The sequence below is a fragment of the Streptomyces sp. NBC_01268 genome (assembly GCF_036240795.1).
Classification (GTDB): Bacteria; Actinomycetota; Actinomycetes; order Streptomycetales; family Streptomycetaceae; genus Streptomyces.
The window spans coordinates 6,597,205-6,610,288 of sequence record NZ_CP108454.1 but is presented as its reverse complement, the minus strand read 5'-3'; the positions used below and the strand labels follow the sequence as shown (position 1 = coordinate 6,610,288).

The following is a 13,084-nucleotide window of genomic DNA, read 5'->3' as shown; positions in this document are numbered from 1 at the left end:
TTCCGGGCAGGGCACGCCAACTCGTTTCCCGGTGCCCCGGCGCCGCCGGGTGCGGGGCTCCTCAGACCCGCGTCAGGTCCACGTCGCCGCGGAGCGCGGCGAGGCCCAGGGCCAGGAAGAAGTCGCCCCAGACGAGTTCGTGCCAGACGGCGGTGCGTTCGGTCGAGTCGTAGCACCCGTCCAGGAGCATGCCGCCCGGCCGGGTGCCGCCCGAGGGGGTGAGGTGGGCGTGGACGAGACGGTGGAGGATCGCGTCCGAGCGGGCGGTGCAGGCGGTGGCCCAGGGGGCGTCGGGGACCAGGGCGAGTTTGCGGAGGGCCACCGCGGCGATCGCGGCGGCGGAGGTGTCGAGGGGACCGTCGGGGTGGCGGGCGTCGGCGGGCGGGATGAGGGGACCGGCCAGGAACTCACCCGTGCAGAGGAGCTGTTCGGCCGCTTCGGACAGGGTCGCGGTGCCGGGACGCCGGTCGGGGACGGAGCCGGTCCCCGACCGGTTCGCGCCCACGCCCAGGAGGCCGTCGGCCACCGCGAGGAGGAGCCAGGCCTCGCCTCGGGTCCAGCCGGGGGCCGGTTCGGGTTCCGCGGCCCAGGTGGCGGACGCCTCGTCGTAACGCCAGGAGGGCTGGGGGCACCGCCCGTCGCCGGGCAGGCACAGGTCGAGGTGCCGGCGCAGGTGCGCGTCGGCCGCCCGTTCGCCTTCGGCGCCCGCGGCCGCGAGCAGGGGTACGAGGCCGGGCACGCCGTCCGCCCTGGCCCGCAGGCGCTCGCCGCCGAGCGCCGCGCCCCACGGGACGAGGCCGTGGCGCGGCTCCCACGCCTCCAGCACGGTCCGGGCCGCGCGGGCCCTGAGGGCGTCGGCGCCCTTGTCGTCGAAGGCCAGCGCGGTCCCGTACCAGAGGATGAGCCCGCGGGTCGCGGTGTCGGCCGCGGCCCAGGGCGCGAGACGGGCCGTACAGGCGGAGGCGGCGAGGACGTCGGACGGGGCGACTCCGGCCCGGTGCCGGGCGCGCAGCCACAGCAGCCCGGCCCAGAAGCCGCCGGTCCAGGAGCCGCGGCCGGTCGTCGTCCAACGCCCGTCGCCGGGCTCCGCGTACAACGGGAAGCGGGAGCCGACCTGTCGGGCGGTCCGTCCCGCCCGGTGGAGGAGCAGTGCGAGGGCCGACTCGGCCCAGTCCGGTGCGGTCACGCGACGCTCTCCCTCGTACGGCGGTCCCGCAGCGCCCAGGTGAGGGCGACGGCGCCGGCGGCGCCGAACTCGGCCGCGACCAGGAGCCAGCCCTGGTCGTACCGGCCGCCGGCCGCGAGCGTCCCGAACAGCGGCGGGCCCACGGCGAATCCGGTGAAGAAGCCCGCGGCGACCAGCGCCGAGTCCTGTCCGGCGCGGCCGGGGGCGGAGCGCTGGAGCACCAGCACCATCGAGACGGCGTTGCCCGCGACGGCGAACACGCCCACGGCGACCGCCCCCGCCCACACCAGCGGCGGGGCGTGTTCGGCGAGGGCCAGGAGCGCGGCGGCGGCCACGGCGCCGGCGGCGAGCCCGCCGGGCAGCCACGGGGCCCGGCCGGGTGCGGCGGCGCGGGACCAGCCGACGCGGCCCGCGATGCCGGCGACGCCGAGGACGGCGACCAGCGCGCCCGCCACGGCCGGGCCCATGCCGAGCCGCCCGGCGCCGAACAGGGCGAGGTAGGTGTTGACGGACGCGATGCCCGCGCCGAGGAAGACGGAGAAGGCGGCGAGCCAGCCCACCGTGCGCCGGTCCCCCGCCGTCGGGCCGCCGGGCGTGGTGGGTGCGGGAGACATGTGCGGCGGCACCGTGTGCCAGGCCCACACGGCGGCGAGCAGCGCCACCGCGGCCGCCGCCCACACCGCGCCCCGCCAGCCGAGCGCCCCCGCCGCGGAGGCGAGCGGCAGCCCCGCCGCGAACGCCCCCACCTGCACGCCGGACTGCTTGGTGCCGGTGACCGCGCCCCTGCGGGCCGGCGGAACGGCGGCCAGGATCGCCTTGTTGGTCGCCGGGTTGGCCAGCGCCTGGGGTACGCCGCCCAGCGCGACCGCGGCCAGCAGGAACCCCGGTCCGGGCGCGGCGCCGATCAGCGCGAGGGCGAGGGCGGAGAGCGCGAGCAGGGTGACGAGCGCGCGCCGGGGGCCGACCCGGTCGACGATCCGTCCGCCGAGCGGCGACAGGACGGCGGCCGTGCCGAAACCGACGGTGGTGGTCAGGCCGAGCAGGGTCTCGGAGATGCCGAACCGCTCCACCAGGCGCGGCCCCAGCGCGCCGAGCAGGAACAGCTGCATCATCGAGAACGCCATGGCCGTCGTGAGCAGCGCGGTCAGCCCGCGCGCCGGGCGCTCGTCGCTCAACCGCCACTCCTCCCCCGTGCCGCGCCCGGTGCCTCCGGGGCGTCTCCGGGAGGAGGAGTCGGCCGGGGCGGCCGGGGAGTTCCCGGGCCCTCTTGTGGGACGGACCACATGTCGCGTAGGCATGTTCTCCACGGTTCGAGGGAGCGGGCAGGCCACCGGGGAGGGGTGCGAGGATGAGCACGCCATGACACCGGGCCGATTAGCGCGTGCGGTACGGGCCGCCCTCTTCGCGGCCGTCTGCGTGCTGCTCGCGGCCACCGGCCACATCCTGATGTCGGGCCGCCCTGTGGCCGGTTGGGTGCTGGGCGCGGCCTTCGCGGCGACGGCGGCGGCGGCCTGGGCCGTGGGCGGCCGCGAGCGGGGCCTGTGCGCGGTGACGACGGCGGCCGTGGCGGTGCAGTCGGTGCTGCACTCGGCGTTCTCCTGGGCGCAGTCCGACGGCGGCACGGCGCCGCACGCCGGCCCGGACATGGGCGCGGGGGCCGGGTCCGGGCCCGGCGTCGTGTCCTCCGGCGTCGTGTCCTCCGGCGACATGGGTTCCCTCACCATGGGGCACCTGCCCCATCTCGGGCTGGACATGGGCCAGTCCGGGCACACGGGTCATCTGACCTCGGCGCATCTGCCGGCCGCGTCCGACGCCCACGACATGGCGTCGATGGTGTCCTCCCTCGGCGACCTGCCGGGCTCCTCGCTCTCCGCGTCCTCCGGCATGGTCGCGGCGCACCTCCTGGCCGCGTTGCTCAGCGGTCTGTGGCTCGCGTACGGCGAGCGCGGGGCGTTCCGGCTGCTGCGGGCGCTGCCCGCCGGGCTGTTCCGGCCGCTCGGGCTGCTGCTCGCCGTCGGGCCCGTTCCCGTGGACCGGCCGCGCTTCCGCCCCGTACGCCCGGGTGACGAGCGTGCGCCCCGGCGGCTTCATCTCGCCCATTCCCTCGTCTCGCGGGGTCCTCCGCGGGCAGGCGCTGTCCTCTGATCCGACAGCTGGTTCCCCGAGCCCGCCGGCCCTTCGCACACGGCCGCCGCTCGGGCCTCGGCCGTGCCCTCCGGCAGGCCGTACCCTCCGCCTTCCTCAAGGACCCAAGGACCTGTGGCGATGAAACCTGCCCACAACCACAACCACAACCACAACCTCGACCACAACCTCGACCACGACCGGCCCCGGACCCAACCCCCGGCCGGCCCGCGGACCGACACCCGGCCCCGTCCTCACGCCCGTACCCACCACTCCGCCGAGTCCGACGCGGCCACGACCCTGCTGGCCCTCGCGGCCCGGGACGGGGACCCGGCGAAGGCGGACCAGTTCGTGCGCGCGCTGCACCGGGACGTCTGGCGGTACGTGGCCTACCTCAGCGCCGACCGTCAGGCGGCCGACGACCTCACCCAGGAGGTGTTCCTCAGAGCGCTCGCCGCCCTGCCCCGGTTCCAGGGCCGCTCGTCCGCCCGTACCTGGCTGCTCTCGATAGCGCGGCGCACGGTCGTCGACAGTCTGCGGCACGCCGCCGCCCGGCCCCGCCTCTCCGACCGTGACGACTGGCAGACGGCCGCCGAGCACGCGCAGCCCCGTGACCTGCCCGGATTCGAGGACGGCATCGCCCTCACCGAGCTCCTCGCCACGATCCCCGACGAACGCCGTGACGCCTTCGTCCTCACGCAGCTCCTGGGACTGCCGTACGCGGAGGCCGCCGAGGCCATCGGCTGTCCGGTCGGTACGGTGCGCTCGCGGGTGGCGCGGGCCCGGGCTGCACTGCTCGCCCTGCTGAGGCATGACGAGGGGGTGGGGGGCGACTCGCCCGTACTCGCTGCCGCCTGACGCCGGGTCGGACGCGTGCGGCCGGTGCTCCCGGAGCACCGGCCGTTCGGCCGGTTCGTCACGAGCCGGTGCGCGTCACCCCGCGACCAGGATCCCTCCCGCCACGGCCGCCGCCACCCCCACGAGGAGGGCCGCGATGCCGAACGCGATCTCGCCCGTGCGGGAGCGGTGTTCGCCGGCGAGGTCCGTGGTGAAGAGGGCCGGGTCGTCGGGCCGGTAGTGGATCGTGAGGTCACGGCCGCGCGAGCGGGCGGGGTCGCGCAGCCCGTGGGTGCGGTACGCGGTGACGGCGGTGCCCTCGTGGGTGGTGAAGGCGACGACCGGGGTGTGGCTGGTGAGGGTGTCGCCGTCCTCGTCGATCCTGACGTCCTTCAGTACGGCGATGACGCGGCCGGGGACCGGACCCCCGGAGGCCAGCTCCTCGACGCGCCGGCGCGTGTCGCGCACGGCCCCGGGCAGGTAGGTCGCGCCCAGCAGGGTCCAGGGCACTCCGAAGCCGATCAGCGACCAGGGCCAGCCCCAGTCGACCGCGGCGACGACGACCAGCCCGACGTAGATCAGGAAGACCGCGAAGTTGGGCCACCCGAGTCCGAGCCGGCCGGCCTCCGGGTCGGCGGTGAAGCGGTAGGCGTGCGGCCTGCCCGGGGGGTAGCGGATGCCGATCTCCCGTCCCGTCCAGGCCGTGCTGATCCGGTCGCCGCGCTCGCCGTCGTTGGTGACGGTGAACTCCTGCCCGGTGGCGGGGTCGCGGAAGGTGACGACCACGGCTATCCCCTCGCTCCCCGAGCTCCCGTGCCGCGGCTCCCCGACCCGCTCGATCCGGCCCGTGACGCGGACCGCCCGCTGGGCCCGGGTCACCCCGGCCAGCGACCGCCCGTATCCGACCAGCGCGAACGTGCCGAGGACACCGCACCACAACGCCAGAAATCCGTGCCAGCCCATCCGTGCTCCTCCTGGTCCCACCCCGTCGACCCCGTCGGCCCGTCGGCCCCGTCGGCCCCGTAGACCGTCCGCGCCGCCCGCCCTGTCCGTCTCGCCCACCCCGCCCGTCCCGCCCGGGACCGCCCGGGACCGCCGAGGTCCGCCCGGGTCCTCCCGGGCCGTCAGCGCGCCCGGATGCGCCGCACGACCTCTCCGTCGCCGTTCGCCTCCAGCGAGGCGACGCCGTCGGCGCCGGTCACGCCGACCCTGAGGGTGAGGGCGCCGGTCAGGCGCTCGGCGGTGACCTGCCAGGTCCGCGGGGAGCGGACGCCGAGGGTGGTCCTGGCCTCCCGGACGAGGGCGGGGATGCGCGCGTAGGGCAGGGCGTCCAGGTCGAAGCCGGGGGCCTGCGAGCCCGTGGGGGTGAACACGACCGTCAGCAGGCGGTCCTGCACGACGACGGTGAGGGCCGGGCCCTTCTTCTCGCCCTCGGTGAGCGAGTCGACCGCCCGGCGCAACGCGCCCTCGTCGAGCATCGACTGCCCGGGGCCGAGGGCGACCGTACCGGACGCCGCCGAGACGATCGTGGTGGACGTGCCGGAGTCTGCGGGCCCCGCGGCCAAGGGGGGTCGCGCGGTCGTGTCCTCCGGGCCGAAGAGTTCGGCCCGGAACGGGAAGACCACGCCGGCCGCGCCGAGCAGCAGGGCGAGGAGCGTGAGGTAGCCGCCGACGGCGCTGCGTCCGGTCGGTTCGCCGGCCAGGACCGGGCCGGGCACGGAGTCGATGCGAGCCCCGGACGCGCGGTCCTCCCATTCGGGTGTCGGCCGTTTCACGATCCTCACCTCCCACGGCTGGTGCGGCGGGTACTGGACGACGACGATGCCGCGGGGTTTGTAGTCGGGCAGGTCGACGAGGTTGACGAACTGCGTGGACTCGACGCGGTACGCCGGCCCGTCGTCCGGGGCGACGGTGAGGTCGAAGCGGACGGGCACGTCGCTGGCCTCCCCGCCGGTGGCGCGCAGGCTCTCGATCATGGCGAGCGCGGTACGGGGGACGACGGCCGCCTCGCGTGCGCGCGCCGGCGCGCCGGCGGCGAGGACCAGCAGCCCGTAGGCCACGGGGACGGCCAGGCCGCCGACCAGCAGGGGCACGTGTTCGAGGACGGTGCCGACGACGAGTGCGGCGAGCGAGCTCCCGATCACCGCGCCCGTGAGGATGCCGCGGCCCAGGTGGAGGGTGCGGCGCGTCGGCGGTGCGCTCGGGGTGGCCGGCGTGATCGTCATACGGGGATTGTGTCGGGCCGGGCCGCGGTCCGGTAGGCGTCCGGGAGCCCTTCTGCTCCCCAACGGCGTTTCTTGGGATGGGTGTTGCGACCGTCACCGCCTCCGAGCGGACATCCCGGCCCCGGCGGCGTGGTCACGCTCCGCTCATGACCGGAATGGCCGGTTCTCGGCGACGTGACGACCGCCTCGCCGGGGACCCCTTGAAGGACCGGATGACCGTCGGGTTAGCATATGAGCACTGCCTAGCTCGATCGAGAGATGCTTTCTGTGACTGTCAACGAGGACTCGTTCACAAACTGGAAGAACCGCGAGGAGATCGCGGAGTCCATGATTCCGATCATCGGGAGGCTGCACCGGGAGCAGGACGTCACCGTCCTCCTGCACAGCCGCTCCCTGGTGAACAAGTCGGTGGTGAGCATTCTCAAGACCCACCGGTTCGCCCGCCAGATCGACGGCGAGGAGCTCTCGGTCACCGAGACGATGCCGTTCCTTGAGGCGCTGACCACCCTCGACCTGGGCCCGTCCCAGATCGACATCGGCATGCTGGCCGCGGAGTACAAGGCCGACGACCGCGGTCTGTCGGTGGCGGAGTTCACCGCCGACGCCGTCGCCGGTGCCATCGGCGCCAACAAGATCGCTCGCAGTGACGGCCGTGACGTCGTCCTGTACGGCTTCGGCCGCATCGGTCGCCTGGTCGCCCGCCTGCTCATCGAGAAGGCCGGCTCCGGCAACGGCCTGCGCCTGCGTGCCATCGTCGTCCGCGGCGGCGGCGACCAGGACCTCGTGAAGCGCGCGTCGCTGCTGCGCCGGGACTCGATCCACGGCCAGTTCCAGGGCACCATCACCGTCGACGAGGCGAACAGCACGATCGTCGCCAACGGCAACTCGATCCGCGTGATCTACGCCAACGACCCCTCCGAGGTCGACTACACGGCGTACGGCATCGAGAACGCCATCCTCATCGACAACACCGGCAAGTGGCGCGACCGCGAGGGTCTGTCCAAGCACCTGCGCCCCGGCATCGACAAGGTCGTGCTGACGGCTCCGGGCAAGGGCGACGTCCCGAACATCGTGCACGGCGTCAACCACGACACGATCAAGCCGGACGAGCAGGTCATCTCCTGCGCGTCCTGCACCACCAACGCGATCGTCCCGCCGCTGAAGGCCATGGACGACGAGTACGGTGTGCTGCGCGGTCACGTGGAGACCGTCCACTCGTTCACGAACGACCAGAACCTGCTGGACAACTACCACAAGGCCGACCGTCGCGGCCGGTCCGCGCCGCTCAACATGGTGATCACCGAGACCGGTGCCGCCTCGGCCGTCGCCAAGGCGCTGCCGGACCTGAAGGCCCCGATCACGGGCAGCTCGATCCGCGTCCCCGTCCCGGACGTCTCGATCGCCATCCTCAGCCTGCGCCTGGGCCGCGAGACCACCCGCGAGGAGGTCCTGGAGTACCTCCGCGACGTCTCGCTGCACTCGCCGCTGAAGCGCCAGATCGACTTCACCACGGCGCCCGACGCGGTCTCGATGGACTTCGTGGGCTCGCGCCACTCGTCGATCGTGGACGCCGGCGCGACCAAGGTCGACGGCGACAACGCGATCCTGTACCTCTGGTACGACAACGAGTTCGGCTACTCCTGCCAGGTCATCCGGGTCGTCCAGCACGTCTCGGGCGTCGAGTACCCGACCTTCCCGGCTCCGGCGGTCTGATCCGGCGGGCCGTACGGCACTGCATCGCGTGAACGGCGGTGGGGCGATCGCCCCACCGCCGTTCCGCGTCACCGGGCGGGCGCCGGCCAGCGCCGGTGCAGGGCGTCGATGTGGAAGACGTGGGTGTGCGGGCCCGCCGCTCCCGCCAAGTGCGGGTGGTCGGCCGGGAGCTCGGGGTGGACGTGCGCCAGGGCGACCGGGTCCGCACGGGGCCACAGGCGGGCCGCGGCCAGCGCGGCGGCCAGGGCGAGCCCTGCCAGGACCGCCGCCGTGGGCGCGGGTCCCGCGCGGGTGAGGAGGAGTCCGGCCAGCGGGTAGGCGAGCAGCCAGCAGGCGTGCGACAGCGAGAACTGGGCGGCGAACGCGGCCGGCAGGTCTCCGGAGGCGGCCGAGCGGCGCAGCAGCCGCCCGCTGGGGGTGAGGACGGCGGAGGTGGCCGCGCCGACGAGCAGGTAGGCGGCGAGCAGTGCGGGCCAGGACCAGCCGCCGGGCGGGGCGGCGAGGGCGAGCGCGAACGGGCCGAGGACGCCGGGCAGGGCGAAGGCGCCGGTCAGCATGAGCCGGCGTTCGTCGAGCCGGTCGAGGAGGCGGGGCAGCAGCAGCGCGACGCCCATGGAGCCCGCTCCGTATGCGCCGAGCGCGAGCGGCACGTCGACGGCCGGGCGGCCCAGGGTGTCGCGGACGAGGACGACGGTGCCGACCAGGATCAGGGCGCCCGCCGCGGCCACGGCCAGGTCGAGGGCGAGCAGGGCGCGCAGGCGCGGGGTGGCGAGGAAGAGCCGGGCCCCGGAGCCGGCCCTCGGGCGCCGTCCGTCGCGGTCCGTGCGGGGCGCGGGCGGGCGCGGCAGGGCGACGGAGAGCACGAGCAGTCCGGAGCCGAGGAAGCCCGCGGCGGTGCCGGTGAAGAGCCAGGAGTACGGGACGAGGGCGAGGAGCGCGGCGGCGAGGACCGGTGAGACGAGGCTCTCCAGGTCGTAGGCGAGCCGGGAGAGCGACAGGGCCTCGGTGTAGGCGCGCTCCTCGGGCAGGACGTCGGGGACGGTCGCCTGGAAGACCGGGGTGAAGGTGGCCGAGGCGGCCTGGAGCAGCAGGATCAGGCCGTAGATCTGCCAGACCTGGTCGACGAAGGGCAGGGCCAGCGCGGCGCAGGCCCGGACGAGGTCGGCCCAGACGAGCAGGGCCCGCCGGGGCACGCGGGCCGCGAGGGCCGCGGTGAGCGGGGCGACGGCGACGTAGGCGCACATCTTGAGGGCGAGGGCGGTGCCGAGGACCGCGGCGGCGTCGGCGCCGGCGAGGTCGTAGGCGAGCAGGCCGAGGGCGACGGTGGCGAGGCCGGTGCCCAGGAGGGCGACGACCTGGGCGGCGAAGAGGCGCCGGTAGGTGCGGTGGCGCAGTACGGAGACCACCGGGAGCACGGACGCTGCGGAGGGCACGGGCGGCACGTCTCCACCGTAGCCGACATGTGCGCGATTGCGCACATGTTGATGCCACTCGCTCGCCGGATCAGTCGTGCCAGGGCTCTCCGCTCACCTCGTGGTCGGCGCGGCTGATCGCCTCGACCACCAGCCGCTTGAGGTGCCCGTCCGGCATCGCGTACACGACTCGCCGCCCGTCCCTGCGGGACTGGACGAGGCCGCCGATCCGCAGCTTGGCCAGGTGCTGGCTGACCGCGGGCCGGGACGCCCCGCACGCCTCGGTCAGGGCACCCACGTCGGCCTCGCCCCGGGTGAGCAGCCAGACGAGCTGGAGGCGGGTGGGGTCGGCGAGGAGGGCGAAGACCGCGGCCGCTGCGGCGAGTTCGGGCGGGCCCGGGTTCCGCTCGTGGGTTTGACGTTCCGGCATGTCCTCATCGTAGGCAGGGCGGGAACCACCGGCCCCGCTGGTACGTTCTACAGGCCAGTAGAAACAACCGACGTCTGGAGTGCTTGCACATGGCCCTGTGGGACCGCATCAAGGAGTCCGCATCGACGATGCAGACCCAGCTGGTGGCGAAGAAGAACGACCTCAAGAGCGGCGCGTTCCGCGACGCGAGCATGGCGATGTGCGCGCTGGTCGCCGCCGCGGACGGTTCGATCGACCCCTCGGAGCGGCGCCGCGTCGCCCAGCTGATCGCCTCCAACGAGGTGCTCCAGAACTTCGACGCGACGGATCTGCAGCGCCGCTTCGACGCCAACCTCGACAAGCTGGCCGCCGACTTCGACTTCGGCAAGGTCAGCGTGCTCCAGGAGATCGCCAAGGCGAAGAAGAAGCCGGCCGAGGCCCGCGCGGTGGTACAGATCGGCATCGTCATCGGCGGCGCCGACGGCGACTTCGACAAGACCGAGCAGGCCGTGGTCCGCGAGGCGTGCTTCGCGCTCGACCTGCCGCCGCACGAGTTCGACCTGTAGCGGGAGCGCGGAGAGGTGCCACGGCGCACCGCCGCCCTCGGGGCCCGGTCGGGGGTGTGGGTCCGGGGAGGGAGCGGTGTGCCGTGGCACCCGATCAGGGGGTGGGCCGGCCCGCGACGCCCGGGTCGAGGGCGGGGAGCGCGGCCGGGTCCTCGCGGCGGCCGGGGTCGACCGCGCAGGCGAGTGCGGTGGCCTGACGGAGCGTCTCGGTGAGGTTCTCCCAGTCGAGCGCGGGGCGGTCGTCGACGCGGGCGGAGACGAGCGAGGCGTTCCAGCGCATCCGGGGGACGCCGGGCAGCGGGCGCAGCCCGGTGGCCTCGCGCGGGGAGGCGGCGAGCGCCATGGGAAGCATCGCGCAGCCGAGCCCGGACTGGGCGGCGGCGCGGACTCCGGCCATGGAGCCGAGTTCGTGGATCTCGGGCGGCCCGTCGGAGCGGAGCCGGAGGAATTCGGGCAGCCAGCGCTGCGAGGGACAGTCGGGGTCCGCGATGACCACCTGGCGGCCGGCCGAGGCGCGGCCCCGGGCCCGGGAGACGCCGGTGACGGGGACGAACTCGACCTCCTGGACGCGCACTTCGGTGAGGTCGTCGGGGCGTTCGACGCGTTGCTGGTCGGGCAGCCCGGCGGAGAGCACGGTGGGGTCGTCGGCCTCGACGACCGTGAGGACGAGGGCGCCGTCGATCGACCCGGCGCGGAAGGCGTCGTGGACCTCGGCGGTTCCCATGACCCGCAGCGCCAACTGGACGCCGGAGAGCAGGCGTCGGCCGATGTGGGTCACCCGGGCGAGCTGCTGTCCGTACGCGAGGGCGGGGACGATGCCGACGGTCATCCGCGGCGGGTTGGCCGCGGGGCGGCGCAGGGCGGTCTCCATCTCGCCGACGAGGGTGAGGATCTGCCGCGCGTACTCGGTCAGGACGGTGCCGGCGCGGGTGAGGCGCACGCCGCTCGGCAGCCGTTCGAAGACGGGCTCCCCCACCTGCCGCTCCAGCGCACGCATCTGCGCCGTGACGCTGGACTGCGAATACCCGAGGCGGCGGGCCGCCTGGGTGAAGGACCCGGTCAGGGTCACCTCACGAAAAGTTCTCAGGGTTCTTGCGTCGATGTCCACGTGAATAACCCCCTTGCCGCACCCCGGCGGCAGCTGGACTCGAATGGCAGGTCACGCCACCCGTTCGATCGCCCCAGTCGGTCTGTCACACCACAGGGGTGCCGGCACGCTCCCTCGCGCGCCGGCACCCCTGGTCGGCCGCGAAGGACTCTACTCGGCCAGCTGGGCCGGGACCAACGGAAAGTCCAACTCCGGTTGCGCAACGTGATTGAAGAAGTTGGACAGCACGTTGAGCGCCACATGTCCGACAATTTCGGCCAGTTCGGCGTCCGAGACGCCGGCGGCGCGGGCGTCGGCGAGGGCGGCGTCGCTCACGCGGCCGCCGCTCTCCATGATCGCGCCGGTGATCCGCAGCACCTGGTCCATGTGCGGGTCGCCCGCGTCGGCGCCACGGCGGGTGGCGAGCAGGTCCTGCTCACTCAGGCCGACCTTGCCGCCGCGCAGGGTGTGCGCGGAGACGCAGTAGGTGCAGTCGTTGCGCTGGGCGATGTAGAGCGCCAGCTGCTCGCGCTGCCGGGCGTTGAAGCTGCCACCGACCAGGGACTCGCGCAGGGCGAGGTATCCGCGCAGGGCGGCCGGGCCGTTGGCGAGCGCGGCGTAGAGGTTGGGCAGCTTGCCGAGCTGCTTGAGGGTGCCTTCGAGCAGCTCGCGCTGCTCCTCGTTGGCGGTGTCGACGGTCAGTTGGGGCAGGCGGGGCATGGAGCTCTCCTTGAGCCGGACCAAGATGGAACTGATCGGTACCATCCTGACGGTACCGATCGGTTCCGTCTGGCGCAACGGGAGGCGGTCGATCCGGTACGGGCAGCACGCCGCGACGGAACCGAGTGGTACCGTCTGGTATGGCCACGAACGCTAAAGAACGGCTCCTCAGCGCGGCGGAGCGGCTCTTCTACGAGGAGGGCATCCGGGCCGTCGGCATCGAGCGGATCCTCTCCGAGTCCGGGGTGGGCCGCGCCTCCTTCTACCGGCACTTCCCCAGCAAGGACGACGTGGTCGTCGAGGTGCTGCGGCGGCGCGACGGCATGTGGCGGGCCTGGCTCGACGGCCGGATCGAGGCCTCCGGCCGCGATCCGGAGGAACTCGCGCTCGCCCTCTTCGACGGACTCGCCGAGCGCTTCGCCTCGGCCGACTTCCGCGGCTGCGCCTTCATCAACACGATGGTCGAGACGGCCGACCCCGAGAGCCCGGCCCACCACGTGGCCGCCGAGCACAAGGAGAAGGTCATCGCCCGCCTCGACGGCCTGCTCGCCGAGGGCGGCTACCACGAGCACGAGACCCTCGCCCGCCAGCTCGCCCTCCTCGGCGACGGCGCCATCGTCACGGCCCTGCGCGAAGGCACCACCGAGGCCGCGGTCCGCGCCCGCGCGGTCGCCACGGTCCTGCTCCGCACCGCCGCACGCGAACCGGCCGCGGACGCGCCCTAGACACCGGTCGGCGGCCCGGCCGGCGACGCGCCGGCGCGCACCCCTCCCGCAACACACGAGGGCGGCACGCCACTCGGCGC

The 13,084-nt window shown here is 74.4% G+C and carries 13 protein-coding genes; 5 read left to right on the top strand and 8 right to left on the bottom strand.

Annotation, left to right across the window (positions count from 1 at the left end; all coding sequences use genetic code 11):
* Window positions 1–61: 61 nt before the first annotated feature.
* The gene (locus OG309_RS29650) at window positions 62–1,186 is read right to left on the bottom strand and encodes a sugar ABC transporter permease (protein ID WP_329425438.1); all 1,125 of its coding nucleotides are present in this window, start codon (window positions 1,184–1,186) and stop codon (window positions 62–64) included.
* Window positions 1,183–2,310, bottom strand: coding sequence for an MFS transporter (locus OG309_RS29645; RefSeq protein WP_402547202.1), 1,128 nt, complete (start codon window positions 2,308–2,310; stop codon window positions 1,183–1,185). The genes OG309_RS29650 and OG309_RS29645 overlap by 4 nt, the downstream gene beginning before the upstream one ends.
* 235 nt (window positions 2,311–2,545) lie before the next feature.
* Here OG309_RS29645 and OG309_RS29640 point away from each other — a divergent pair, with 235 nt between their 5' ends.
* On the top strand, window positions 2,546–3,331 hold the full coding sequence (locus tag OG309_RS29640) for a hypothetical protein (protein ID WP_329425434.1): 786 nt from the start codon (window positions 2,546–2,548) through the stop codon (window positions 3,329–3,331).
* Between the two features lie 120 nt (window positions 3,332–3,451).
* Complete coding sequence (locus OG309_RS29635; protein ID WP_329425433.1) at window positions 3,452–4,168, top strand: sigma-70 family RNA polymerase sigma factor; 717 nt, start codon at window positions 3,452–3,454, stop codon at window positions 4,166–4,168.
* 75 nt (window positions 4,169–4,243) lie between these two features.
* On the opposite strand, the gene OG309_RS29630 is transcribed toward OG309_RS29635, so the two are convergent.
* Both OG309_RS29630 and OG309_RS29625 read right to left on the bottom strand, forming a co-directional pair.
* Window positions 4,244–5,110: a DUF3592 domain-containing protein gene (locus OG309_RS29630; protein WP_329425431.1), complete on the bottom strand. Its 867-nt coding sequence runs from the start codon at window positions 5,108–5,110 to the stop codon at window positions 4,244–4,246.
* A 161-nt stretch (window positions 5,111–5,271) separates the two neighbouring features.
* Complete coding sequence (locus tag OG309_RS29625) at window positions 5,272–6,372, bottom strand: hypothetical protein (RefSeq protein WP_329425430.1); 1,101 nt, start codon at window positions 6,370–6,372, stop codon at window positions 5,272–5,274.
* Window positions 6,373–6,639: 267 nt separating this feature from the next.
* Here OG309_RS29625 and OG309_RS29620 point away from each other — a divergent pair, with 267 nt between their 5' ends.
* Complete coding sequence (locus OG309_RS29620) at window positions 6,640–8,085, top strand: glyceraldehyde-3-phosphate dehydrogenase (RefSeq protein ID WP_329428600.1); 1,446 nt, start codon at window positions 6,640–6,642, stop codon at window positions 8,083–8,085.
* Window positions 8,086–8,153: 68 nt separating this feature from the next.
* Here OG309_RS29620 and OG309_RS29615 read toward each other — a convergent pair whose 3' ends face one another.
* Both OG309_RS29615 and OG309_RS29610 read right to left on the bottom strand, forming a co-directional pair.
* The gene (locus tag OG309_RS29615; protein WP_329428598.1) at window positions 8,154–9,491 is read right to left on the bottom strand and encodes an MFS transporter; all 1,338 of its coding nucleotides are present in this window, start codon (window positions 9,489–9,491) and stop codon (window positions 8,154–8,156) included.
* A gap of 97 nt (window positions 9,492–9,588) precedes the next feature.
* Window positions 9,589–9,927 (bottom strand): ArsR/SmtB family transcription factor, encoded by a 339-nt coding sequence (locus OG309_RS29610; protein WP_329425428.1) that lies wholly within the window; start codon window positions 9,925–9,927, stop codon window positions 9,589–9,591.
* Window positions 9,928–10,016: 89 nt separating this feature from the next.
* Between OG309_RS29610 and OG309_RS29605 the strand changes: the two genes are divergently transcribed.
* The gene (locus OG309_RS29605; protein WP_329425426.1) at window positions 10,017–10,472 is read left to right on the top strand and encodes a tellurite resistance TerB family protein; all 456 of its coding nucleotides are present in this window, start codon (window positions 10,017–10,019) and stop codon (window positions 10,470–10,472) included.
* Window positions 10,473–10,566: 94 nt separating this feature from the next.
* Here the strand turns inward: OG309_RS29605 and OG309_RS29600 are convergent, their stop codons facing one another.
* Both OG309_RS29600 and OG309_RS29595 read right to left on the bottom strand, forming a co-directional pair.
* Entirely contained in the window at window positions 10,567–11,580 is a 1,014-nt protein-coding gene (locus OG309_RS29600) for a LysR family transcriptional regulator (RefSeq protein WP_329425424.1), read from the bottom strand.
* Window positions 11,581–11,730: 150 nt separating this feature from the next.
* Window positions 11,731–12,279, bottom strand: coding sequence for a carboxymuconolactone decarboxylase family protein (locus OG309_RS29595; RefSeq protein ID WP_329425422.1), 549 nt, complete (start codon window positions 12,277–12,279; stop codon window positions 11,731–11,733).
* Between the two features lie 140 nt (window positions 12,280–12,419).
* On the opposite strand from OG309_RS29595, the gene OG309_RS29590 reads away from it, so the two are divergent.
* Window positions 12,420–13,004 carry a TetR/AcrR family transcriptional regulator gene (locus OG309_RS29590; protein ID WP_329425420.1) on the top strand — a complete coding sequence of 195 codons (585 nt, stop codon included), beginning with the start codon at window positions 12,420–12,422 and terminating at the stop codon, window positions 13,002–13,004.
* The last annotated feature ends 80 nt before the right edge of the window (window positions 13,005–13,084 follow it).